At 71.4% G+C, this 23,178-nt stretch carries 21 protein-coding genes; 12 read left to right on the top strand and 9 right to left on the bottom strand.

What is annotated here, in order from left to right:
• Positions 1-88 precede the first annotated feature (88 nt).
• A complete protein-coding gene (locus ACI2LY_RS15600) occupies positions 89-937 on the top strand; it encodes a class I SAM-dependent methyltransferase (RefSeq protein WP_404707596.1) in 849 nt (282 codons plus the stop codon).
• On the opposite strand, the gene ACI2LY_RS15595 is transcribed toward ACI2LY_RS15600, so the two are convergent.
• A complete protein-coding gene (locus ACI2LY_RS15595) occupies positions 934-2,133 on the bottom strand; it encodes a bifunctional adenosylcobinamide kinase/adenosylcobinamide-phosphate guanylyltransferase (RefSeq protein WP_404707595.1) in 1,200 nt (399 codons plus the stop codon). The genes ACI2LY_RS15600 and ACI2LY_RS15595 overlap by 4 nt on opposite strands.
• A 133-nt stretch (positions 2,134-2,266) precedes the next feature.
• On the opposite strand from ACI2LY_RS15595, the gene ACI2LY_RS15590 reads away from it, so the two are divergent.
• Positions 2,267-2,479: a hypothetical protein gene (locus tag ACI2LY_RS15590; protein ID WP_388992617.1), complete on the top strand. Its 213-nt coding sequence runs from the start codon at positions 2,267-2,269 to the stop codon at positions 2,477-2,479.
• A 52-nt stretch (positions 2,480-2,531) separates the two neighbouring features.
• On the opposite strand, the gene ACI2LY_RS15585 is transcribed toward ACI2LY_RS15590, so the two are convergent.
• From ACI2LY_RS15585 to ACI2LY_RS15575, 3 genes are read right to left on the bottom strand one after another with little or no spacing between them, the layout of a single operon-like run.
• Positions 2,532-3,602 (bottom strand): S1C family serine protease, encoded by a 1,071-nt coding sequence (locus ACI2LY_RS15585; protein WP_404707594.1) that lies wholly within the window; start codon positions 3,600-3,602, stop codon positions 2,532-2,534.
• Positions 3,603-3,658: 56 nt separating this feature from the next.
• On the bottom strand, positions 3,659-4,411 hold the full coding sequence (locus ACI2LY_RS15580) for a class I SAM-dependent methyltransferase (protein WP_404708148.1): 753 nt from the start codon (positions 4,409-4,411) through the stop codon (positions 3,659-3,661).
• A gap of 59 nt (positions 4,412-4,470) precedes the next feature.
• On the bottom strand, positions 4,471-5,067 hold the full coding sequence (locus tag ACI2LY_RS15575; protein ID WP_404707593.1) for a DUF3043 domain-containing protein: 597 nt from the start codon (positions 5,065-5,067) through the stop codon (positions 4,471-4,473).
• A gap of 306 nt (positions 5,068-5,373) precedes the next feature.
• Between ACI2LY_RS15575 and ACI2LY_RS15570 the strand changes: the two genes are divergently transcribed.
• Both ACI2LY_RS15570 and ACI2LY_RS15565 read left to right on the top strand, forming a co-directional pair.
• Entirely contained in the window at positions 5,374-6,171 is a 798-nt protein-coding gene (locus ACI2LY_RS15570; RefSeq protein ID WP_404707592.1) for a PspA/IM30 family protein, read from the top strand.
• Positions 6,172-6,204: 33 nt separating this feature from the next.
• Entirely contained in the window at positions 6,205-6,483 is a 279-nt protein-coding gene (locus ACI2LY_RS15565) for a hypothetical protein (RefSeq protein ID WP_135785595.1), read from the top strand.
• A gap of 17 nt (positions 6,484-6,500) precedes the next feature.
• On the opposite strand, the gene ACI2LY_RS15560 is transcribed toward ACI2LY_RS15565, so the two are convergent.
• Positions 6,501-7,877, bottom strand: a complete 1,377-nt coding sequence (locus ACI2LY_RS15560) for a DUF3616 domain-containing protein (RefSeq protein WP_404707591.1) — start codon at positions 7,875-7,877, stop codon at positions 6,501-6,503.
• A 161-nt stretch (positions 7,878-8,038) separates the two neighbouring features.
• On the opposite strand from ACI2LY_RS15560, the gene ACI2LY_RS15555 reads away from it, so the two are divergent.
• From ACI2LY_RS15555 to ACI2LY_RS15545, 3 genes are all read left to right on the top strand, one after another.
• Entirely contained in the window at positions 8,039-9,259 is a 1,221-nt protein-coding gene (locus tag ACI2LY_RS15555; protein ID WP_404707590.1) for a sensor histidine kinase, read from the top strand.
• Positions 9,256-9,933, top strand: coding sequence for a response regulator (locus ACI2LY_RS15550; protein ID WP_388992601.1), 678 nt, complete (start codon positions 9,256-9,258; stop codon positions 9,931-9,933). The genes ACI2LY_RS15555 and ACI2LY_RS15550 overlap by 4 nt, the downstream gene beginning before the upstream one ends.
• Positions 9,934-10,091: 158 nt before the next feature.
• Positions 10,092-13,205: an efflux RND transporter permease subunit gene (locus tag ACI2LY_RS15545; RefSeq protein ID WP_404707589.1), complete on the top strand. Its 3,114-nt coding sequence runs from the start codon at positions 10,092-10,094 to the stop codon at positions 13,203-13,205.
• Between the two features lie 175 nt (positions 13,206-13,380).
• Here ACI2LY_RS15545 and nadA read toward each other — a convergent pair whose 3' ends face one another.
• Positions 13,381-14,565 carry a quinolinate synthase NadA gene (nadA, locus tag ACI2LY_RS15540; protein ID WP_404707588.1) on the bottom strand — a complete coding sequence of 395 codons (1,185 nt, stop codon included), beginning with the start codon at positions 14,563-14,565 and terminating at the stop codon, positions 13,381-13,383.
• A 262-nt stretch (positions 14,566-14,827) separates the two neighbouring features.
• Here nadA and erpA point away from each other — a divergent pair, with 262 nt between their 5' ends.
• Positions 14,828-15,184 (top strand): iron-sulfur cluster insertion protein ErpA, encoded by a 357-nt coding sequence (gene erpA, locus ACI2LY_RS15535; protein ID WP_031179888.1) that lies wholly within the window; start codon positions 14,828-14,830, stop codon positions 15,182-15,184.
• 78 nt (positions 15,185-15,262) lie between these two features.
• On the opposite strand, the gene ACI2LY_RS15530 is transcribed toward erpA, so the two are convergent.
• Positions 15,263-16,816 (bottom strand): hypothetical protein, encoded by a 1,554-nt coding sequence (locus tag ACI2LY_RS15530; RefSeq protein ID WP_404707587.1) that lies wholly within the window; start codon positions 16,814-16,816, stop codon positions 15,263-15,265.
• A 110-nt stretch (positions 16,817-16,926) separates the two neighbouring features.
• Positions 16,927-17,121, bottom strand: coding sequence for a hypothetical protein (locus tag ACI2LY_RS15525; protein WP_388992590.1), 195 nt, complete (start codon positions 17,119-17,121; stop codon positions 16,927-16,929).
• A 131-nt stretch (positions 17,122-17,252) separates the two neighbouring features.
• On the opposite strand from ACI2LY_RS15525, the gene ACI2LY_RS15520 reads away from it, so the two are divergent.
• On the top strand, positions 17,253-18,227 hold the full coding sequence (locus ACI2LY_RS15520; protein WP_404707586.1) for a carbohydrate kinase family protein: 975 nt from the start codon (positions 17,253-17,255) through the stop codon (positions 18,225-18,227).
• A gap of 100 nt (positions 18,228-18,327) precedes the next feature.
• On the opposite strand, the gene ACI2LY_RS15515 is transcribed toward ACI2LY_RS15520, so the two are convergent.
• Positions 18,328-19,704, bottom strand: a complete 1,377-nt coding sequence (locus tag ACI2LY_RS15515) for a cysteine desulfurase/sulfurtransferase TusA family protein (protein WP_404707585.1) — start codon at positions 19,702-19,704, stop codon at positions 18,328-18,330.
• Positions 19,705-20,003: 299 nt separating this feature from the next.
• Between ACI2LY_RS15515 and coxB the strand changes: the two genes are divergently transcribed.
• From coxB to ACI2LY_RS15500, 3 genes are read left to right on the top strand one after another with little or no spacing between them, the layout of a single operon-like run.
• Positions 20,004-20,996, top strand: a complete 993-nt coding sequence (gene coxB / locus ACI2LY_RS15510; RefSeq protein ID WP_388992581.1) for a cytochrome c oxidase subunit II — start codon at positions 20,004-20,006, stop codon at positions 20,994-20,996.
• On the top strand, positions 20,993-22,726 hold the full coding sequence (ctaD, locus tag ACI2LY_RS15505) for a cytochrome c oxidase subunit I (protein ID WP_388992578.1): 1,734 nt from the start codon (positions 20,993-20,995) through the stop codon (positions 22,724-22,726). Before coxB ends, ctaD begins: the two co-directional genes overlap by 4 nt.
• Complete coding sequence (locus ACI2LY_RS15500) at positions 22,723-23,121, top strand: cytochrome c oxidase subunit 4 (RefSeq protein ID WP_388992575.1); 399 nt, start codon at positions 22,723-22,725, stop codon at positions 23,119-23,121. Before ctaD ends, ACI2LY_RS15500 begins: the two co-directional genes overlap by 4 nt.
• The last annotated feature ends 57 nt before the right edge of the window (positions 23,122-23,178 follow it).

Genomic DNA, 23,178 nt, shown 5'->3' with positions numbered 1-23,178 from the left:
CGCCACCCCGTCCGGCGCACGTCATTGCGTCCAAGATCGGCATCCCATACGTTCCGGTTTACCGCGAAATGCCGCACAGGGAGCCGCCATGCCGCCCTCGCCCTCCGCCCCGCAGGCCAGCGACCGGTTCCCCGGACCGCGCCGCGAGGACTGCCCCTGGTGCGGCTCCGCCCGCCTGCGCACCCGGCCGCGCGGGCCCCGCGCCACCGCCCTCGACGAATGCGGCGACTGCGCCCACGCCTTCCGGAACCCCCGGCCGTCCGCCGACGCCCGCGCGTCGTCCGGCCGCTCCCACCGGGCCACCGCCCGCGCCCTGGCCGCGCTGCCCGACCCCGAGAGCTGGCTCGACGTCGGCACCGGCCACGGCCACTTCCCCGAGGCCGCCAAGGAGTTCTTCCCGTACACCAGCTTCGACGGGCTCGACCCCACCGCGCGGATCGAGCGGGCGCTCGCCGAGGGCCGCGTCGAGGAGGCCCACCAGGGGCTGCTCACCACGCCCGGCATCACCGACCGGCTGCGCGCCCGCTACGACGTGGTCAGCCTGCTCCACCACCTGGCCCACGTCCCCGACCCGCGCGCCGAACTACGCGCCGCGCTGACCGTCCTCCGCCCCGGCGGCCACCTCGTGATCGAGGCCGCCGCCCCGGACAGCGCCTACGCCACCCTCCTCGGCCCCCGCTGGCTCCCGCACCACCACGCCCACCTGCTCCCGCTGCCCAACCTGGAAGCCGAACTCCGCACCCTCGGCTGCGCCATCACCACCACGACCCGCGTCCACCAGCCCCAGGACCTCACCACGACCTTCCCCCGCCCCCTCCACGCCCCCCTGACAGCAGCCACCGCCCTGGACCACCTCCTGACCCCCCTGACCCGCCGCACCCGCTTCGCCAACACCTACCGCCTACTGGCCCACAAACCGGGCCGACTGCCCGCCTAACCCCGCAGCACCAGCGCCTGACCCGCCACCACCAGCACCACCTGCTCGCACTCGGAGGCGAACGCAGTGTTCAGGCGGCCGAGTTCGTCGCGGTAGCGGCGGCCCGAGGCGGTGGCGGGGACGATGCCGGAGCCGACCTCGTTGGAGACGGCGACGACCGTGCGGGGGGTCTCGCGGACCGTGCGGGTCAGTTCGTGGACGCGGTCGCGGAGGGCCTTCTCGCCGCCGTCCGCCCACTGGGCGTCGTCCCAGGCGCCGACCGCGTCCATGACGTCGGTCAGCCAGAGGGAGAGGCAGTCGATGAGGAGGGGCGGGCCGTCCTCGGCGAGGAGGGGGACCAGGTCCGTCGTCTCCGCCGTACGCCAGGAGCCTGGGCGGCGCTCGCGGTGCGCGGCCACCCGGTCCGCCCACTCGCCGTCCCCGGCGCGGGTGCCGCCGGTCGCCGCGTACACCACGTCCGGGAAGGACTCCAGGCGCCGTTCGGCCTCCACCGACTTGCCCGAGCGGGCGCCGCCCAGCACCAGCGTCCGGCGCGGCACGTCCGGCACCTCGTCGTACGCGCCCACCGCCAGCGTCACCCCGTCCGGCACCGTCCGCGCCCCGGCCGCCGCCAGCCGCCGGGGCAACTCCGTGGCCTGCGGCACGTCATGGTCCAGGTGGACCGCGACGACGTCCGTGGCCGGACCCACCCCGCCCGCCGCCCGCAGCCGGGCCAGCGCGTCCGGGCGCCCCACGACGTCGGCCAGCACCATGTGGTACGGCTCCGCCACCTCCTCCAGCCCGGCCGGGGAGCCGCCCGGCGGGAGATACAGCAGCTTCAGCCCGTCCGGCCCGGTCACCTCGTACCCCGTGCCGCCCGCGTCCATCGCCAGCGCCCGCACCCGATGCCCCGTCAGCAGCGTCAGCTCACGGCCGTCCGGCACCCGGACCGGCTGCGGCAGCCCGGCCGGGACCTCCACGGCGGGCCCGTCGTGCGGATGGGACAGCAGCACCTGGCGGACCCCGCCCAGCGAGTGCCCGGCGCGCGCGGCGGCGAAGGCCGCGCCCGGTGTCAGGTCCAGCAGCAGGACCCCGTCCACCAGCAGCGCGGTGGCCGCCCGCGCGTCCGGGCCGAGCGCCTGCGCGCACACGGCACAGGGGCAGTCGGGGCGGGGCAGCCCCGCGGGGGCACCGGTGCCGAGCAGTGTCACGTCCACGGAACCGATTTTCACCTGTCCCGGCGGCCCCCGCGCACCGGGTCACCTGAGCGGACGATGATCCACGATGTCCTGTGGGCGGCCCCGGTGACCGCATACGCTGCCCCGAGGAGTCGGATCGAAGGAGGCTTGCATGACAGCGTGGACGTGGCGGTTCGAGAAGGCCGACGGGACGGAGGTCCCGCCCGCCGTGGAGCCCGAGGAGTTCACCACGCAGGGCGACGCCGAGTCCTGGGTCGGCGAGAACTGGAAGGCGCTGCTGGAGGGCGGCGCGGACCAGGTGCGGCTCTTCGAGGAGGCCACCGAGATCTACGGGCCGATGAGCCTCGACGCCGAGCCGCAGTAGCCCCGGCCCGGCGGGGGCGGGGATTCTCCCGCTCCCGTCCGGCAGGCGCCCCTCACTGCTCCCCGAGCGTCACCTCGGCCGTGCGCCGCGAGCCCGAGCGCTGGTAGGTGACCTTGATCTTCTCGCCGGGCTTCTTCTCCGCCAGCGCCTCGGCGAGTTCCGTGGTCGTGCCGACGGCGGTGTCGCCCAGCCGGGTGATCACATCGCCCGCCTTCAGCCCCGCGTTCGCCGCCGGACCGCCCGCCTTCACCGTGACCACGGCCGCCCCAGCGGGCTGGTAGCCGTCGTCCACGACCGTGCGGACCGTGACGCCCAGCGCGGCCCGGCCCGAGTCGGTGACCTTGCCGGTGCCGATGATCTGCCCCGCGACCGTGCGCACCATCGACGCCGGGATGGCGAAGCCGATGCCCGGCGCCGCGCCGCCCTGCACGCCGGGGTCGGTGGCGCCCAGGGTCGGGATGCCGATGACCTGGCCGTCCAGGTTCACCAGCGCGCCCCCGCTGTTGCCCGGATTGATCGCGGCCGAGGTCTGCACCATGTTGGGGATGGTGGCGCCCGGACTCCCGTCGTCGGCGGGTTCGCTGACGGTCCGCCCGGTGCCCGAGACGATGCCCTGGGTCACGCTGGACGACAGCCCGAGCGGTGAGCCCATGGCCAGCACGATCTGACCGGCCTCCACCTCGTCGGAACCCCCGAACACCGCCGGACGCAGGCCCTCCGGCACCTTGTCCAGCTTGATCACCGCGAGGTCCTGCTCGGGGTAGGAGTAGACCAGGCTCGCCGCCAGCGGTTCCTCGCTGCGGGCCGTGGTGACCCGGAACGTCTTCTCCGAGCCGACCACGTGCGCGTTGGTGACGACGTGGCCCTTGTCGTCGTAGATCACGCCCGAGCCGAGGGACTGCCCCGCCTGGATCTGCACGACCGAGGGCAGCACCTCCTTGATGACCTTCTGGTACTGGTCCTGGAGATCGTTCGCCACCAGCGGCAGCGCCGCCTGCGCGGTCGGCCCGCCCTTCCGGGCCGAGGTCGCCGGGTTCGAGCAGCCGCCCAGGAGGACGGCGGCGCACACCAGCACGACGGCCACGGCACCCCTGCGCACGGCCCGGATACGGGAAGCGTCCATGGACGAGTCTCCCCACGAGCCCTGGACACCGGCCCGCCAAGTACCGCCGAACGGGACTAACCCCGAACACCGCACAGGTGCAGCAGTTCCGCGACCCCCCGGTACGGGTCCGTACGGCCCGCGCGTTCCTCGGCCGCGAGGAGGGTCTCCAGCTCGTCGGGGGAGACCGGGGCGGACGGGGTGCGCCCGGCGAAGACATGGACGCCGTACCAGGCGTGCAGCGGGGCGGCGATGCCGTGCAGGGTGGCGGTCAGGGCGGACAGCCGGTCGGCGCGGCCCTCGGGGCCGGGGACCGCCGGGGCGTCGCCGTCGGCCTCGGTACGGGAGCGGGGGAGCAGCGCGGAGGTGTCCAGCGCGGCCAGCGCGCCGGTCCAGTCACCGGCGAGGCCGGGACCCATGGCGAGGGCGTCGCCGTTGCGCACCAGCAGCGACAGCAGACCGCCGGGCGCGAGCATCCGGGCCAGCCCGGCCACCAGCGGATCGGGCTCCTCGACGTACATCAGCACGCCGTGGCACAGCACCACGTCGAAGCTGCCCGGCAGGAAGTGCACACCGGTGTCCCGGCCGTCGCCCTGCACCAGCCGGACCCGCTCCCGGATGCCGTCGGGCTCACCGGTCAGCGCCGCACGCGCGACCGCCACCAGCTCCGGGTCCCGCTCGACGCCGGTCACCTGATGGCCGAGCCGGGCCAGCCGCAGCGCCTGCGCGCCCCGGCCCATCCCCACGTCGAGCACGCGCAGCCGCCGTCCGACGGGGAAGGCGCGGGCCAGCTGCTCGTCCAGCTGCCAGGTGACCAGGCGCTGCCGGATCAGCTCGCCCGGCGTGTCCGGCCCCGTCAGGGCCGCCGTGCCGGGCGCGGCGTCTGCGCTCAGGGTCGCTCTCCGCGCTTGACCTGCGGCTTGGGCAGCCGCAGCCGACGCATTTGGAGGGAGCGCATCAGACCGTAGGCGACGGCGCCCCGGCGGTTGACGTCCGGGAACTTCTCGGCGAGCCGCTTGCGCAGCCGGTAGCCGCTGAAGGCGGAGTCGACGACGATCAGCACGATCACGATCGCCCACAGCAGCAGCGCGATGCTCTGGATCTGCGGCACCCGCACCACGCTGAGGATCAGGATCACGATGGCCAGCGGGAGGAAGAACTCCGCCACGTTGATCCGCGAGTCCACCCAGTCGCGGGCGAACTTGCGCACCGGACCCTTGTCCCGGGCGGGCAGGAACCGCTCGTCGCCACCGGCGAGCGCGCGGCGCTGCCGGTCCAGGGCCTGGCGGCGGTCCTCACGCTGCCGCTTGGCCGTGTCCTTGCGGGACACGGGCGTACTGGCGACACTGCGGCGCTGGGACTGGGCCTCACTGCGCTTCGGCGTGGGCCTGCCCTTGCGGGCCTGCGGGTCGCGGGGCTGACTGGAGCCGGTCACCTGCGCCTTGTCGGCGGGTGCCTTCTCTTCCTTCGCACGGCTACGGAACACAAAACCCAAGGGTACGGGCATCACGGGCATGGACCCCAGTCCCTTGGGGAACGATCCGGCAACACCGGACGTCTACAGGGGTACAGAGAGGACGTCACCGGCGCTTTCCGGGCGAGTCACGCACCCGTCGGGGCGCCACCCCGGGGATCACCTACTCCTCACGCCGGAGTGAGCGGGCCGGGGCTCGTCCTTGGGGAGGAGCGCATCGCTCCCCGAACGGTGCGGTAATGGTGGCAGGGCCCGTACTGTGGGTTCTGTCGCAGGATCGGTGAGCTGGAGTCCGTCAGAAGGGGGCGCGCGAAGCCCATGAGCGGTGTCATGAAGCGTATGGGGATGATCTTCCGCGCGAAGGCGAACAAGGCCCTGGACCGGGCCGAGGACCCGCGCGAGACCCTCGACTACTCGTACCAGAAACAGCTGGAGCTGCTCCAGAAGGTGCGGCGCGGTGTCGCCGACGTGGCGACCTCCCGCAAGCGCCTGGAGCTCCAGCTCAACCAGTTGCAGCAGCAGTCCGGGAAGCTGGAGGACCAGGGCCGCAAGGCGCTGGCGCTCGGCCGTGAGGACCTGGCCCGCGAGGCCCTGTCCCGCCGCTCCGCGCTCCAGCAGCAGGTCACGGACCTGGAGACGCAGCACGCCACCCTCCAGGGCGAGGAGGAGAAGCTGACCCTCGCGGCCCAGCGCCTCCAGGCCAAGGTGGACGCCTTCCGTACGAAGAAGGAGACCATCAAGGCCACCTACACCGCCGCCCAGGCGCAGACCCGCATCGGGGAGGCGTTCTCCGGCATCTCCGAGGAGATGGGCGACGTGGGCATGGCGATCCAGCGGGCCGAGGACAAGACGGCCCAGCTTCAGGCGCGGGCCGGTGCGATCGACGAGCTGCTGGCCTCGGGCGCGCTGGACGACCAGTCCGGCATGGCCAAGGACGACATCCAGGCCGAGCTGGACCGCCTCTCCGGCGGTTCGGACGTCGAGTTGGAACTCCAGCGGATGAAGGCCGAGCTGGCCGGGGGCTCCTCCGCGCAGCAGCAGGCCATCGAGGGCGGTGCGGGCGGTCAGCAGGCTCAGCAGCAGCCGCAGGACACCCCCCGCTTCGACAAGCAGTAGTCCACCGCCGGGACCCGAGCCGAGGAGGCCGTAGTGATCGTACGGATCATGGGTGAGGGCCAGGTGAGGCTGGACGACTCCCGCTTCCCTGAGCTGAACGAGCTGGACGACGAGCTGCTCGCCGAGGTCGAGGGCGGTGACGAGGAGGGCTTCCGGCGCACCCTGCACGCGCTGCTGGAAGCCGTCCGGAAGCTGGGCACCCCGCTCCCGGACGACTCCCTGGAGCCCTCCGAGCTGATCCTGCCCGCCCCGGACGCCACCGTGGAGGAGGTCCGGGAGATGCTCAGCGACGACGGGCTGATCCCCGGCTGATCAGCCGAGCGTGCTGATCAGCTCAGGCTGAAGACGGTGGAGCGGGACTTCTGCCACTCCGGGTGGGAGAGGTCCTTCGCTTCGGTGCCGTCGCCGTAGAGGTCGGCGCTGCCGTCGTCGGTGATCAGCTGGACCCGGCCGCCGGACGCGTCCAGGTCGGGCACCGACACCACGGACTCCCAGCCGCCCGCGTCCGCCGTGGGCAGGTCCAGCGCCTTCACCGGCTGGTGCCCGGCCACCCCGTCCCAGCGGTACAGGGCGTACGGCGCGCTGTTGTCCTCGGCCGCCCAGGACCCGGCGAGGATCAGATACTGCCCCTGGTCGTTCCGGCGCAGGTCACGCACCGAGAGACCGCCGAGGTCCAGCTCGATCGGGGTGCCGAAGGTCGCCTTCGTGCCGCGGACCACCTGGTCGATGTTGGTCACCGGCACGATCAGCGCCTTGCCGCCGTTGCTCGGCGGCACCAGCGGGGCGCGGAAGCCGACGTAGGCGGTGGTGGTGGAGCCGGGTGCGAACTCCAGGCCCTCCACGTTGAAGCCGTCCACCTGCTTCGGGGTCTGGCCGTCGGCGGTGGCGGCGGCGAAGCCGTACCGGTTGCCGTTGGCCTTGTCCCAGGCCACCAGGTCGTCCCGCAGCTTGTGCCCGGCGCTGCCGAAGGCCACCGAGGTCGCGGCGCCGGAGCCGGAGAGGGTGGTGGTGAAGACCGTGTTCCGGTCGGCCTTGTACTCACCGTCCTTGTTGTTGCCGAGCGAGCCGGTCCAGTAGACGGTGTTCCCGACGCGGGCCGCGCCCTCGATGTCGACCTCCTTGGCGGCGCCCAGCGCGGAGGACAGGTTCCAGCTCTTCACCGGCGCGCCCGAGGCCGAACCGTCGTACAGGCGCAGGGTGTTGTCCTCGTCGTTGGCCACCAGGACATAGCCGCCTCCCGCGTCCACGGCGGCGGAGGCGTCCGAGGCTCCGGTGAGGTAGCGGGCGTCGGCCGACCGCTGGACGGCGGGGGAGGCCGCGTAGTGCAGGGTCGTGGTGGCCGACTTGCCGTCGGCGCCGGTCACCTTCAGCGTGAGGTCGGCGTACCCCTGGGCGCGGGCGGTCACCGCGACCGTACGGCTGCCGCCGCTGCCGGTGACCCGGACGTCCCCGGTGCCCGCCACCGTGCTCCGGGTGCTCTTGGACGCCGTCACGGTCAGCCCCGAGGCGTCCGCGCCGCTCTGCGCGACGGTCACCGTGACCACCGGGTCGCCGGTCGCGCCGACCGCGCCGGACAGATAGGCGGCCGACAGCTTGATCGTCGGGGTGCCCGTGGACGCCGCGTGCACCGTGCCGGCCGGGCCGAGCACCGCCAGCAGGGCCACGGCGGTGGCGGTGGGGAGAAGACGGGAGGCGAGAGGGCGCACGGTCACTGCCTTTCGACGACGGGAACACATCCGGCGCCCTGAGGCTCGGCCGCCCCGGCCAACAGCGGACGTCCACCACCGATATCCCCGGCGAACACCACCCGACACCTGGCGTCCCATCGCGCACCCGCACCTTCCCGGCGCCCCGTACTGTTCACCGGGTGAGCACTCTCCGACGCGCCCGGTACCAGTTCAAGGCGCACCCCCTCACACTCGACGCGGTCATCGCGGCGGCCGTACTGCTGTGCATGATCAGCAGCGCCTTCGCCGCACCGGACGGCGACCACGGCGTGGACTGGGGCGCCCGGCCGCCCAACACGCTGAGCCTGCTGCTGATGGTCCTGGCCGCCGCCGCCCTCGTGCTGCGCCGCCGCTCGGCGCTCGCCGTGCTGGCGTTCACCGGTGTGCTCGCCCTGGTCGAGTGCGTCACCGGCGACCCCCGCGCCCCCGTGGCGATGACCACCGTCATCGCCCTGTACACCGTCGCCTCCACCACCGACCGCGCCACCACCTGGCGGGTCGGACTGCTCGCGATGACCGTGCTGACGGTGGCCGCCATGGCCGCCGGACCACTGCCCTGGTACGCGCAGGAGAACATCGCCCTCGTCGCCTGGACCGGCATCGGCGCCACCGCGGGCGACGCGGTCCGCAGCCACCGCGCCTACGTCCAGGCCATCCGGGAGCGCGCCGAACGCGCCGAACGCACCCGCGAGGAGGAGGCCCGGCGCCGGGTCGCCGAGGAACGGCTGCGCATCGCCCGCGAACTGCACGACGTGGTCGCCCACCACATCGCCCTGGTCAACGTGCAGGCCGGAGTCGTCGCCCACGTCATGGACCGGCGCCCCGACCAGGCCAAGGAAGCCCTCGCCCACGTCCGCGAGGCCAGCCGCTCCGCGCTGGACGAACTGCGCGCCACGGTCGGCCTGCTCCGCCAGTCCGACGACCCGGCGGCGCCCACCGAACCCGCCTCCGGCCTCGGCCGCCTCGACGAACTCGCCGGGACCTTCCGCAACGCCGGGCTGCCCGTCCAGGTCGCCCGCGCCGACCAGGACACCGAACTCCCGGCCGCCGTCGACCTGGCCGCCTACCGGATCGTGCAGGAAGCCCTCACCAACGCCCAGAAGCATGCGGGAACCGGCGCCAAGGCCGAGGTCAGCGTCGTCCGGGTCGGCCCGAACATCGAGGTCAGCGTGCTGGACGACGGCGCCGGTGCCACGGGCGCGACCAGCACGGGCGGCGGGCACGGGCTGCTCGGCATGCGCGAGCGGGTCACCGCGCTCGGCGGCACCCTCACCACCGGCCCCCGGTACGGCGGCGGCTTCCGCGTCCATGCCATCCTGCCCGTCCAGACCCGCGCCGGGGCCGAGAGGAAGCCCGAATGACGATCCGCGTCCTGCTCGCCGACGACCAGGCCCTGCTGCGCAGCGCGTTCCGGGTGCTGGTCGACTCCGAGCCCGGCATGTCCGTGGTGGGGGAGGCGTCCGACGGGGCCGAGGCGGTCCGGCTGGCCAAGGAGTGCGCCGCCGACGTCGTCCTCATGGACATCCGGATGCCCGGCACCGACGGCCTCGCCGCCACCCGCATGATCGGCGCCGACCCGGAGCTGGCGCACGTCCGCGTGGTCATCCTGACCACGTTCGAGGTCGACGACTACGTGGTGCGGGCACTGCGCGCGGGCGCCTCCGGCTTCCTCGGCAAGGGCAGCGAGCCCGAGGAGCTGCTGACCGCCATCCGGCTGGCCGCGAGCGGCGAGGCGCTGCTGTCGCCGACCGCCACCAAGGGCCTGATCGCCCGCTTCCTCGCCCAGGCCGACGCCCCCGCCCCCGACCCGGCCCGCCTGGCCAGGCTCGACGCCCTCACGGGACGCGAACGCGAGGTGCTGGTGCTGGTGGCGGGCGGCCACTCCAACGACGAGATCGCCGAGCGGCTGGAGGTCAGCCCGCTCACCGTGAAGACCCACGTCAACCGGGCCATGGCCAAGCTGGGCGCCCGCGACCGGGCCCAGCTCGTCGTCATCGCCTACGAGTCCGGGCTGGTCCGCCCGAGGTCGGACTGACCCCCGGCCGCTCTACTGCGCGGGGAGTACCGGCCCGCCCCGGAAAAGGGACCTGGGGCCTACGGGTCGGGCCCCGATGATGGACCAGGGTGTGGGGTGGGCGCACAGACGCGTCCCGCCGCAGCTTCTGCCGCTCACAGAAGAGAGACCCTGTTCCCATGTCCTGGCTGTCCCGCTTCAGCCTCGCGCAACGGGCCCTGATCGGCCTGATGTCGCTCATCGCGCTGGTCTTCGGAACCATCGCGATACCCCAGATCAAGCAGCAACTGCTGCCCACCATCGACCTGCCCATGGTCTCGGTGATCGCCCCCTACCAGGGCGCCTCGCCCGACGTGGTGGAGAAGCAGGTCGTCGAGCCCATCGAGGACAGCCTCCAGGGCGTGGACGGCGTCACCGGTGTCACCTCCACCGCCAGCGAGGGCAACGCCGTGATCATGGCGTCCTTCGACTACGGCAACGACACCAAGCGGCTCGTCACCGACGTCCAGCAGGCCGTCAACCGGGCCCGCGCCCAGCTTCCCGACACCGTCGACCCCCAGGTCGTCTCCGGCTCCACCGACGACATGCCGACCGTGGTGCTCGCCGCGTCCTCCGGCACCGACCAGCAGGCGCTGGCCGACAAGCTGGACCGCTCGGTCGTCCCCGCGCTGAAGAACATCGACGGCGTCGGCCGCGTCCAGGTCATGGGCGTGCGCGACCTCCAGGTCGCCATCACCCCCGACGACGCCAAGCTCGCCAAGGCGGGTCTCAGCCCGGCCGCGCTCATCCCGGCGCTCCAGGCGGGCGGCGCGTCCGTCCCGGCGGGCTCCTTCGACGAGAACGGCGCCAACCGCACCGTGCAGGTCGGCGGCGGATTCACCTCGCTGGACCAGATCAAGGAGCTGCGCGTCGCGGGCCCGGGCGGGGGCAAGCCCGTACGCCTCGGTGACGTGGCCGCCGTCGCCGAGCGGCCCGCCCCGGCCGACTCGCTGACCCGTACGGACGGCAAGCCCAGCCTCGCCGTCAACGTCACCATGGACCACGACGGCAGCGCCGTGGCCATCTCCGACGCGGTCGAGGAACAGCTCCCGAAGCTCCGGGCCGACCTCGGCAAGGACGCCGAGCTGACCGTCGTCAGCGACCAGGGTCCCGAGGTGTCCAAGGCCATCGACGGCCTGACCACCGAGGGCGCGCTCGGCCTGCTCTTCGCCGTGCTGATCATCCTGGTCTTCCTGGCCTCGGTCCGCTCGACGCTGGTCACCGCGGTCTCCATCCCGCTCTCCGTGGTGCTGGCGCTGCTGGTGCTGTGGACGCGCGGTCTGTCGCTGAACATGCTCACGCTGGGCGCGCTGACCATCGCCATCGGCCGGGTCGTGGACGACTCGATCGTGGTGCTGGAGAACATCAAGCGGCACCTCGGCTACGGCGAGGAGCGCAAGGAGGCCATCCTCGGCGCCGTCCGCGAGGTCGCCGGAGCGGTCACCTCCTCCACCCTCACCACGGTCGCCGTCTTCCTGCCGATCGGCCTGGTCGGCGGCATGGTGGGCGCCCTGTTCGGCTCGTTCAGCATCACCGTGACGGCCGCCCTGCTGGCCTCGCTGCTGGTGTCGCTGACCGTGGTGCCGGTGCTGTCGTACTGGTTCCTGCGCGCCCCCAAGGGCACCCCCGAGGACGCCGAGGAGGCCCGCCGCCGGGCCGAGGAGAAGGAGGCGAACAGCCGCCTCCAGCGCCTCTACGTGCCCGTACTGCGGTTCGCCACCCGGCGCCGACTGGTCAGCCTGCTGATCGCGGTCGTCGTGCTGTTCGGCACCTTCGGCATGGCCGGGCTGCTGAAGACCAACTTCTTCGACCAGGGCGAGCAGCAGGTGCTCACCGTCAAGCAGAAGCTGAAGCCCGGCACCAGCCTCGCCGCGACCGACGCGCAGGCCAAGCGGGTGGAGAAGCTGCTCGGCGGGATCGACGGCATCAAGGACTACCAGGTCACCGTCGGCTCCTCCGGCTTCATGGCCGCCTTCGGCGGCGGCACCGACACCAACCAGGCGTCGTACCAGATCATGCTGAAGGACTCCGGCTCCGCCGCCGAGGTGCAGCGCGAGCTGGAGGACGGGCTGAAGAAGCTGGACGGCGCGGGGACGACCACCGTCTCGGCGGGCGCGGCCTTCGGCAACCAGGACCTCAGCGTCGTGGTCAAGGCCGCCGACCCCGCCACCCTGCGCACGGCGGCCGAGAAGGTCCGCTCCACCGTGGCCGGGCTCGACGACGTCACCGACGTCACCAGCGACCTCGCGCAGAGCGTGCCGCGCATCTCGGTGCGGGCCAACGACAAGGCGGCCGCGGCCGGGTTCGACGAGCAGAAGCTCGGCGCGGCGGTGGCGCAGTCCGTGCGCGGTGTCCCGGCGGGCAAGGCCGTCCTCGACGACACCGAGCGCGATGTCGTCGTACGGTCCGCCCACCCGGCCGCCACCCTGGCCCAGCTGAAGGACCTGCGCCTCGGCGCGGTGAAGCTCGGTGACATCGCCACCGTGAAGCTGGTCGACGGACCGGTCTCGATGACCCGGATCGACGGGCGGCGCGCCGCCACCGTCACCGCCAAGCCGACCGGTGACAACACCGGCGCGGTCAGCGCCCAGCTCCAGACGAAGATCAAGGCCCTGAAGCTCCCGGCGGGCGCCACGGCCGAGATCGGCGGAGTCTCCTCCGACCAGGACGACGCCTTCAAGAACCTGGGTCTGGCCATGCTGGCGGCCATCGCCATCGTGTTCATGCTGCTGGTGGCGACGTTCCGCTCGCTGGTCCAGCCGCTGATCCTGCTGGTCTCCATCCCGTTCGCGGCGACCGGCGCGATCGGCCTGCTCATCCTCACCGGCACCCCGATGGGCGTCCCGGCGATGATCGGCATGCTGATGCTCATCGGCATCGTGGTGACCAACGCGATCGTGCTGATCGACCTGGTCAACCAGTACCGCTCGCAGGGGTACGGGGTCGTCGAGGCCGTGGTCGAAGGCGGCCGTCACCGGCTCCGCCCGATCCTCATGACGGCCCTGGCGACGATCTTCGCTCTCCTCCCGATGGCCCTCGGTGTCACCGGCGAGGGCGGCTTCATCGCCCAGCCCCTCGCGGTCGTGGTGATCGGCGGCCTGATCACGTCGACCCTCCTGACCCTCCTCCTGGTCCCCACGCTCTACGCGATGGTGGAACTGCGAAAGGAACGCAGGGCGGCGAAGAAGGCGGCGAAGCGGGCCCCGGAGCGGGAGCAGCAGTCCTCGGACGAGCCGGAGACGGCGGGGGTGTAGACCGGCGGACGGGTGCGGGGCCTGCCGCTGCGCGGCGGCTCGTCCCCACCCACCCACCCGGTCTTCTCGGGACGGACGTGGACACAGAGCCGGGGCCGGTGCACGCGATGGCGTGCACCGGCCCCGGCTCGTTGTGTCGCCCGTGAGAAACAGTGCGGGTGGGCGGGTGGGAAACCTACGGCAATGCGAGCATCCGCTCCAGGGCCAGCTTCGCGAACGCCTCCGTTTCCCGGTCCACCTCGATGCGGTTGACGAGGGTGCCCTCGGCGAGGGACTCCAGGGCCCAGACCAGGTGGGGGAGGTCGATGCGGTTCATGGTGGAGCAGAAGCAGACCGTCTTGTCGAGGAAGACGATCTCCTTGCCCTCGGGCGCGAACCGGTTCGCCAGCCGCCGGACCAGGTTCAGTTCGGTGCCGATGGCCCACTTGGAGCCCGCCGGGGCAGCCTCCAGCGTCTTGATGATGTACTCCGTCGAGCCGACGTAGTCCGCCGCGGCCACGACCTCGTGCCGGCACTCGGGGTGCACCAGGACGTTGACGCCGGGCACCCGCTCGCGCACGTCCTCGACCGACTCCAGGCTGAAGCGCCCGTGCACGGAGCAGTGCCCGCGCCACAGGATCATCTTCGCGTCCCGCAGCTGCTCGGCGGTGAGTCCGCCGTTCGGCTTGTGCGGGTTGTAGAGGACGCAGTCCTCCAGGGACATGCCCATGTCGCGGACGGCGGTGTTGCGGCCGAGGTGCTGGTCGGGCAGGAAGAGCACCTTCTCGCCCTGCTGGAAGGCCCATTCGAGGGCCCGCTCGGCGTTGGAGGAGGTGCAGATGGTGCCACCGTGCTTGCCGGTGAACGCCTTGATGTCGGCGGAGGAGTTCATGTACGACACCGGTACGACCTGCTCGGCGACGCCCGCCTCGGTCAGCACGTCCCAGCACTCCGCGACCTGCTCGGCCGTGGCCATGTCGGCCATCGAGCAGCCCGCCGCGAGGTCCGGCAGCACGACCTTCTGGTCGTCGGAGGTGAGGATGTCGGCCGACTCGGCCATGAAGTGCACACCGCAGAAGACGATGTACTCGGCCTCCGGGCGCGCGGCCGCGTCACGGGCCAGCTTGAACGAGTCGCCCGTGACGTCGGCGAACTGGATGACCTCGTCCCGCTGGTAGTGGTGGCCGAGGACGAAGACCTTGTTCCCGAGCTTCTCCTTGGCCGCGCGGGCGCGCGCCACGAGGTCCGGGTCGGACGGCTCGGGCAGGTCGCCGGGGCATTCGACGCCCCGCTCGCTCCTCGGGTCGGCCCCGCGGCCGAGCAGCAGCAGGGCGAGCGGAGACGGCTGTACGTCGAGCTGCGGGGTCTGGGCGGTGGTCACGGCACCTACCCTTTCTACTTTTCGTCTAACTGACGCTATCTATCATAGCCGCTTCACGTCACTTTGACGATGGCCATTGCGTCCATGTGACGTGAATCCCGGCCTCTCGGGCACCGGCCCGCTGCCCCCATTCCCGCCCGTGTGCGAGCATGAAGAGAGAGCGAAACGCGGCCAGACGGTCCGCCCGGCCCGGAATGAATCGGTCGGCGCGCCGGTTGCACTGGTCGGAAAGCAGTCTCCGTACAACTTGGGAGAGATGTAGATGTCCGTATCGGACGAGACCAGCACCGTCACCGACGGCATCATCGTGACCGACGCCGCCGCGTCCAAGGTCAAGGCGCTGCTGGACCAGGAGGGCCGGGACGACCTCGCCCTGCGCGTCGCCGTCCAGCCCGGCGGCTGCTCCGGTCTGCGCTACCAGCTCTTCTTCGACGAGCGCTCGCTCGACGGCGACGTCGTGAAGGACTTCGACGGCGTCAAGGTCGTCACCGACCGCATGAGCGCCCCGTACCTGGGCGGCGCCACCATCGACTTCGTGGACACGATCGAGAAGCAGGGCTTCACGATCGACAACCCGAACGCGACCGGCTCCTGCGCCTGCGGCGACTCCTTCAGCTGAGCCGCCCCACAGCCGCGACACGACGGCGGCGGCCCCCTCCTGGTGAGGGGGCCGCCGCCGTCGTCGTATGCGGTGTGCTCAGCGGGGCAGCAGGCTCCGCTCCGCCTTCGGCACCCGGTCGCCGTCGGTGCCGACTACCGCGCGGTCCCCGAGGGGGGCGTCCAGCGAGACGGTCCGGGCGTACTCCTTGCCCATGGCGACGCAGTTGCCCGGCCGGGACTTCGAGGTCACCGTGACCGTCACCCGGTCCGCGCTCTCCCGCACCGACGCGCCATAGTCGGCGCACAACCCGCCCATGAAGCGCACGGTCAGCTTCCGGCCCTCGGCGCGGTACCCCGCGACCGTCACCCCGCGCTCCTTCGGCGCCTCGGTGGCGGGGGAGGCCAGGTACTTCGGATCGACCGCCGGGTGCGCCACCGTGAAACCGCCGCGCGCCGCCGAGCCGCGCACTTCGAACAGCCAGGACGGCACCAGGGCCTGGCGGCCGTCCACCGACTGCGCGGCCAGCCCGAACACCGCCTTCTCGACCGTCACGGAGTCGCCCTTCGGGGCACTTGAGGCGCCGGGGGAGCCGGTGGACGTACCGCACGGCTGCTCGAAACGGTCCTTCAGCGGCACCGGGCTCGCACAGCCGCCGATGCCCATCCGATGGCCCTCGGCGGGCCGCTTGTTCATCAGCTTCACTGTGTCGGCCGCGCTCAGCACGGGGTACGTGTCGCCCTTCGCGGTACGCGCCAGCATCCCGTGCCCGCCGACGATGTCGCCCTTCTCGTCCACGGTCAGGCCGGTCGTCCAGCCGTAGGTGGGCAGACCGCCCACCACCGGATCGGCGTTCACCACCCGTCGGCCGCCCATCACCTGGCTCGCGTCGATCTTCGCGTCGTCCTGCCCGAGCGCCTTCAGCACCGGACGCGCCACTCGCTCCGCCGCCGCGACATCGACCGGCTCGTCCGCCGGGGCGCCCGGGTCCTGCGAACAGACGGTGATCTTGCGGCAGTTGTCGGTCCCGGCCGCGTACCGGCTGTACGACCAGTCCCCACCGGTCACCCGCAGCGCCGGTCCGCCCTCACGCTCCCCGGCCCGCCATCCGTCGCCGTCGGCCACGGGCGCGCCGTCGACCCCCAGCGCCTCGGCGAGCCGGGCCACGGCATCCTTGCCGACCTTGTCGCCCGCGAGGTGGACGGGGGCGGAGCGGGGGCCGTCGGGCAGGTCGCCCTTGACGACGTAATGAACGTTGCCGTTGGGGTCGGGCTCGCCGATGGCGATGCCGGGCGAGCCGGTGCCAGGGTCGCTGTCGAGGGCGAGGGGCGGGGGAGCACCGTTGCTTCCGGCCGACTTCTCCTCGGACCCGGACCCGGCCCCCGAGGCCAGCCAGGCGCCCCCGCCGCCGACGAGCAGTACGGCGGCGGCGACGGAGGCGATGATCGCGGCTGTACGGGGGCGACCGGGGTGGGCGGGAGGTGTCTCCTCACCCGTCCGGGTCTCCGTGACCTCGGCGGTCTCAGTGGCCTCGGCGCTCTCCGAAGTCGCGGCAGGCTCCTTCGCCGACTCGGTCGACTCCGTCGACGCCTGCTCCGATTCCGGCTCGGCGGCTTCGGGCCGGTCCTCGTTCTCGGGTCGCTCCTTGGTCACCGCATCGCTCCTCGCTGATCGTCCCCCGCGTCTCCCGCGCGGGGGACGGCGATGGGACGTGCGAGGGGGGCGCACGGTTCCCACCCGTGCGCCCTCGACCGGTGGAGGCTTCAGTCCCCGTAGTCCGACATCGCGTCCAGCAGCCGGGCCGAACGGGTCGGCACCCGTACCCCGTGGATCAGCGAGGGCGGCACCGGGCGGGTGGCCGCGTGCTCGGGCGGGGCCCAGTGCGGAGCCATGCGGGCGCAGTCGCCGCGCAGCGAGGGGAGGTCCACTTCGAGGTCGTCGACCCTGAGGTTCGTCATGAGCGCACCGTAGGCACGGTGGGGCCGGTGAAGAAAGATCTACTATCGGGTAGTTTTCCCCGCTTCAGCGGGTGCCCGATTCCGGGTAGCGTGAACTGTCAGCTCCCCCTCCCGCCAGGAGAACGCCAGCCGTGCGCATCGCAGTCACCGGCTCCATCGCCACCGACCACCTCATGACCTTCCCCGGCCGGTTCGCCGACCAGTTCGTCGCGGACCAGCTGCACACGGTCTCGCTCTCCTTCCTCGTCGACAACCTCGACGTACGCCGGGGTGGCGTGGGCGCCAACATCGCCTTCGGCATGGGCCAGCTCGGCACCGGCCCGATCCTCGTCGGCGCCACGGGCTTCGACTTCGACGAGTACCGCGCCTGGCTGGACCGCCACGGCGTGGACACCGAGTCGGTCCGTATCTCCGAGACCCTGCACACCGCGCGCTTCGTGTGCACCACGGACTCCGACCACAACCAGATCGGCTCCTTCTACACCGGCGCCATGAGCGAGGCCCGGCTGATCGAGCTGAAGACGGTCGCGGACCGTGTCGGCGGCCTGGACCTGGTCCTGATCGGCGCCGACGACCCGGAGGGCATGCTCCGCCACACCGAGGAGTGCCGCTCCCGTTCCATCCCCTTCGCCGCCGACTTCTCCCAGCAGATCGCCCGTATGGAGGGCGAGGAGATCCGGATACTGCTGGACGGCGCCACGTACCTGTTCTCCAACGAGTACGAGAAGGGGCTCATCGAGTCCAAGACCGGCTGGAGCGATGAGCAGATCCTCGCGAAGGTCGGGCACCGGGTGACCACGCTCGGCTCGCGCGGGGTGCGGATCGAGCGGGTCGGTGAGGACCCGATCGAGGTCGGGTGCCCCGATGAGGAGCGCAAGGCTGACCCCACGGGTGTGGGTGACGCCTTCCGGGCCGGGTTCCTCTCCGGGCTTGCCTGGGGGGTTTCGCTGGAGCGGGCGGCTCAGGTCGGGTGCATGTTGGCGACGCTCGTCATCGAGACGGTGGGTACGCAGGAGTATCAGCTTCGGCGGGCGCACTTCATGGATCGCTTTACCAAGGCGTACGGGGACGATGCGGCTGCTGAGGTTCGTGAGTACCTGAGCTGAGTTTGTGCCTTGACGGGTCCGTGGTTCGCTGCGGGCCCGTTTGGGCTGGTCGCGCCCGCGCGGCGGAGCCGCAAATCCAACACAGCCCCGCGCCCCTGGGTTAGCTCAGCCGGCGGACGATATAAGCCGAGCCTCTCTCCGCCTCCTCCTCGCCCACGTACTCCTGCCCCCGCATCTCGCACCACGCCGGGATGTCCAGGCGGGCCGCCTCGTCGTCGGACAGGACGCGTACCGTGCCGCCCAGCGGGACCTCGCCGAACACCTTGGCCAGTTCGATCACCGGGATCGGGCAGCGCTTGCCGAGGGAGTCGACCACCAACTCCGCCGCACGTTGCTCCACCTGGGGCATCGGAGCCCCGAGCTGGGAGCGGACCCCGGACACCACGCCCGGCAGCACCTCCAGGAACCGCTCGACCTCCTCCGCCGCCACGCCCAGCGGCAGCGACACGCGGACGTTGCCCTCGCTCAGCACCCCCATCGCCTTGAGCACATGGCTCGGTGTCAGGGTGCCGCTGGTGCAGGAGGAGCCGGAGGAGACGGAGAAGCCCGCCCGGTCCAGCTCGGACAGCAGCACCTCGCCGTCGACATAGAGACAGGAGAAGGTGACGAGGCCCGGCAGCCGTCGCTCCGGATCGCCCACCACCTCCACGTCCGGCACCAGCTGCGGCACCCGCGCCCGGATCTGCTCGGTCAGGGCCCGCAGCCGTACCGCCTCCGCGCCCGCCTCGGCCCGTACCGCCCGCAGCGCGGCCACGGAGGCCACGATCGCCGGGATGTTGCCGAAGCCGGAGACGCGCCCCGACTCCCGCTCCTCGCCCGGCCCCTGGGCCGCGAACCGGACCCCCTTGCGCACCACCAGCAGACCCACCCCCGAGGGGCCGCCCCACTTGTGCGCGCTGGCGGTCAGCAGCGACCAGCCCTCCGGGACCGGGCCCCAGGCCAGCGACTGGGCCGCGTCCACCAGCAGCGGCACCCCGGCCGCCCGGCACGCCGCGGCCATCTCGGCCACCGGCTGCACGGTGCCCACCTCGTGGTTGGCCGACTGCAGACACGCCAGCGCGGTGTCCGCCCGCAGCGCCTCCGCGTACGCCGAGGGGTCCACCGCGCCAAGGCGGCTGACGCCCACTCGGGTGACAGAGCCGCCCTCGGCCTCGAACGCGTCCGCCGAATGGAGGACAGAGGAATGTTCGACCGCTGACACGATCAGGTGACGTCCCACGCGTCGCCGCCCGGCCAGCGCCCCCGCGACACCCCCCTGAACGGCCCGCGTCCCGGACGACGTGAACACCACCTCGTCCGCCCGACACCCCACCACCTCGGCCGCCGCCTCCCGAGCCGCGTCCACCAGCATCCGCGCCCGCCGCCCCTCCCGGTACAACCGCCCAGGATCGGCCCACCCCTCGTCCAACGACGCCAACAACGCCTGCCGAGCAACAGGATGAAGAGGAGCACCGGAAGCAACATCGAAGTAGGCCACACGGCAACGTTAGAACGCCGCTGGGTCGTGCCGACCTGGGGGCGCGGGGAACTGCGCGATCAGCCAGTACGGACCCGCACACACCCCCAAACCACCCCAACAACGGCGATTGGTCCCCCTGATCCACCCCTCAGAACGACCCGACGACGCGTATGCCCCCCTCCCCGCGAACCGTCGGAGACCGTCGGCTAGGGTTTGGTCCGCATAAACATCCAAACCCCTGCCCGACGCAGGGCGGCGACCGACCAGCGAGAAGGCCGCAGCCGACCGCGCGGGCGAGACTCTCGGGAAGGCGCTACGTGAGTCCCAACGGCTCCGACCTCCCCCTTCGCCCGAAAGGCGTGGGCGGTACCCCCAAGCCGCGGCGCGCGACGCGGCGGAAGCTGCTCCAGGCAGTGACCGCGGGCCTGGTCCTTGCGACCGCGACCGGTTGCACATACAAGGACTTCCCTCGCCTTGGCATGCCCACCCCGACCACGGAAGAGGCTCCCCGCATCCTCTCCCTGTGGCAGGGCTCGTGGGCCGCCGCGCTCGCTACCGGCGTGCTGGTGTGGGGCCTGATCCTGTGGAGCGCCATGTTCCACCGGCGCAGCCGCACCAAGGTCGAGGTTCCGCCGCAGACGCGGTACAACATGCCCATCGAGGCGCTGTACACGGTGGTTCCGATCATCATCGTCTCGGTGCTCTTCTACTTCACCGCGCGGGACGAATCGAAGCTCCTCAGCCTGGAGAAGAAGCCGGACGTCACGGTCAACGTGGTCGGCTTCCAGTGGAGCTGGGGCTTCAACTACATCGAGAACGTGCCGGGTTCCACCGGTGACGCCAAGAAGGACCCGAACCTCGCGGCCATCCCCACGCGGTTCCTGGACCAGTTCCCGGCCAACGCCGGTGGCGTCTACGACGTCGGTACGCCGGGTACGAAGAACCCGCAGACCGGCAACCCCGGCCCGACGCTGTGGCTGCCCAAGGGCAAGACGGTCCGCTTCGTGCTGACCTCGCGTGACGTCATCCACGACTTCTGGGTCGTGCCCTTCCTGATGAAGCAGGACGTCATCCCGGGCCACACCAACGCCTTCCAGGTGACTCCCAACAAGGAGGGCACCTTCATGGGCAAGTGCGCGGAGCTCTGCGGCGTCGACCACTCCCGGATGCTGTTCAACGTGAAGGTCGTCTCCCCCGAGCGGTACGAGCAGCACCTCAAGGACCTCGCCAAGAAGGGGCAGACCGGTTACATTCCCGCCGGCATCGCGCAGACGAGCCACGAGAAGAACCGGGAGACGAACAACCTGTGAGCATCCTCAATGAATCCCAGGGTGCCGGCGCGACCGAGGACTCGAACGACAACGAGTTGTTGATCCGGCGCAAGCAGCCCGGCAACGTCGTGATCAAGTGGCTCACGACCACCGACCACAAGACGATCGGCACGCTGTATCTGGCGACGTCGTTCGCGTTCTTCCTCATCGGTGGCGTGATGGCGCTGCTCATGCGTGCCGAGCTGGCGCGTCCGGGCATGCAGATCATGTCCAATGAGCAGTTCAACCAGGCGTTCACGATGCACGGCACCGTGATGCTGCTGATGTTCGCGACGCCGCTGTTCGCGGGCTTCGCCAACTGGATCATGCCGCTGCAGATCGGCGCGCCCGACGTGGCGTTCCCGCGGCTGAACATGTTCGCCTACTGGCTCTACCTGTTCGGCTCGACCATCGCCGTGGGTGGCTTCCTCACCCCGCAGGGTGCGGCCGACTTCGGCTGGTTCGCCTACTCCCCGCTGTCGGACGCGGTCCGCTCGCCGGGCCTCGGCGCCGACATGTGGATCATGGGTCTGGCCTTCTCCGGCTTCGGCACGATCCTCGGTTCGGTCAACTTCATCACCACGATCATCTGCATGCGTGCCCCTGGCATGACGATGTTCCGCATGCCGATCTTCGTGTGGAACGTGCTGCTGACCGGTGTGCTGGTCCTGCTGGCCTTCCCGGTGCTGGCCGCCGCGCTGTTCGCCCTGGAGGCGGACCGCAAGTTCGGTGCCCATGTCTTCGACGCCGCCAATGGCGGGGCCTTGCTATGGCAACACCTCTTCTGGTTCTTCGGCCATCCAGAGGTGTACATCATCGCGCTACCGTTCTTCGGCATCATTTCCGAGATCATCCCGGTGTTCTCGCGCAAGCCGATGTTCGGCTACATGGGTCTCATCGCGGCCACGATCGCCATCGCCGGTCTCTCGGTGACGGTGTGGGCGCACCACATGTACGTCACCGGCGGTGTGTTGCTGCCGTTCTTCTCCTTCATGACGTTCCTCATCGCGGTCCCGACCGGTGTGAAGTTCTTCAACTGGATCGGCACGATGTGGAAGGGCTCACTGTCCTTCGAGACACCGATGCTCTGGACGACCGGCTTCCTGATCACCTTCGTCTTCGGTGGTCTGACCGGTGTCATCCTGGCCTCGCCGCCGATGGACTTCCACGTCTCGGACTCGTACTTCGTGGTGGCGCACTTCCACTACGTGGTGTTCGGCACCGTGGTGTTCGCGATGTTCGCGGGCTTCCACTTCTGGTGGCCGAAGTTCACCGGCAAGATGCTGGACGAGCGCCTGGGCAAGATCACCTTCTGGACGCTGTTCATCGGCTTCCACGGCACCTTCCTGGTCCAGCACTGGCTGGGCGCCGAGGGCATGCCGCGCCGGTACGCGGACTACCTGGCGGCCGACGGCTTCACCGCGCTGAACACGGTGTCGACGATCGCCTCGTTCCTGCTCGGTCTGTCGATCCTGCCGTTCCTCTACAACGTGTGGAAGACCGCCAAGTACGGCAAGCCCGTCGAGGTGGACGACCCGTGGGGCTACGGCCGCTCGCTGGAGTGGGCGACCTCCTGCCCGCCGCCGCGGCACAACTTCCTCACCCTGCCGCGGATTCGCAGCGAATCCCCGGCGTTCGACCTGCACCACCCCGAGATCGCCGCGCTCGAGCAGCTTGAGCACGCCGGTCACGGCGCCGTCATCGCGGGCAGCAAGGAGGCCGGCAAGTGAAGATCCAGGGCCGGATGTTCATCTGGCTGAGCGCCTTCGTCCTGATCATGGCCGTCGTGTACGGCGTGTGGTCGAAGGAGCCGGCCGGCACCACGGCGCTCTTCCTGGCCTTCGGCCTGTGCATCATGATCGGCTTCTACCTGGGCTTCACCGCCCGGCGGGTCGACGCGGGCGCACAGGACGACCGGGAGGCCGACGTCGCGGACGGCGCGGGCGAGCTGGGCTTCTTCAGCCCGCACAGCTGGCAGCCGCTGTCCCTGGCCGTCGGCGGTGCGCTGGCCTTCCTCGGTATCGCGGTCGGCTGGTGGCTGCTGTACTTCTCGGCACCCCTCATCGTGATCGGCCTCTTCGGCTGGGTGTTCGAGTACTACCGCGGTGAGAACCGCACCCAGTAACACAGCACGGAACGCGGCGGGAGCCCGGACACTCCATCAGGAGGGTCCGGGCTCCTC

Source organism: Streptomyces sp. NPDC002176, assembly GCF_044903645.1.
GTDB lineage: Bacteria > Actinomycetota > Actinomycetes > Streptomycetales > Streptomycetaceae > Streptomyces.
The sequence above is the reverse complement of the archived record's forward strand: the minus strand, read 5'-3'. Positions and strand labels throughout refer to the sequence as shown.

Coding starts and splice junctions, on each gene's coding strand:
- ACI2LY_RS15570 (WP_404707592.1), top strand. CDS start 5,374: ATGAGCGGTGTCATGAAGCGTATGGGGATGATCTTCCGCGCGAAGGCG.
- ACI2LY_RS15545 (WP_404707589.1), top strand. CDS start 10,092: ATGTCCTGGCTGTCCCGCTTCAGCCTCGCGCAACGGGCCCTGATCGGC.
- ACI2LY_RS15550 (WP_388992601.1), top strand. CDS start 9,256: ATGACGATCCGCGTCCTGCTCGCCGACGACCAGGCCCTGCTGCGCAGC.
- ACI2LY_RS15525 (WP_388992590.1), bottom strand. CDS start 17,121: ATGACGAACCTCAGGGTCGACGACCTCGAAGTGGACCTCCCCTCGCTG.
- ACI2LY_RS15590 (WP_388992617.1), top strand. CDS start 2,267: ATGACAGCGTGGACGTGGCGGTTCGAGAAGGCCGACGGGACGGAGGTC.
- ACI2LY_RS15585 (WP_404707594.1), bottom strand. CDS start 3,602: ATGGACGCTTCCCGTATCCGGGCCGTGCGCAGGGGTGCCGTGGCCGTC.
- erpA (WP_031179888.1), top strand. CDS start 14,828: ATGTCCGTATCGGACGAGACCAGCACCGTCACCGACGGCATCATCGTG.
- ACI2LY_RS15600 (WP_404707596.1), top strand. CDS start 89: ATGCCGCCCTCGCCCTCCGCCCCGCAGGCCAGCGACCGGTTCCCCGGA.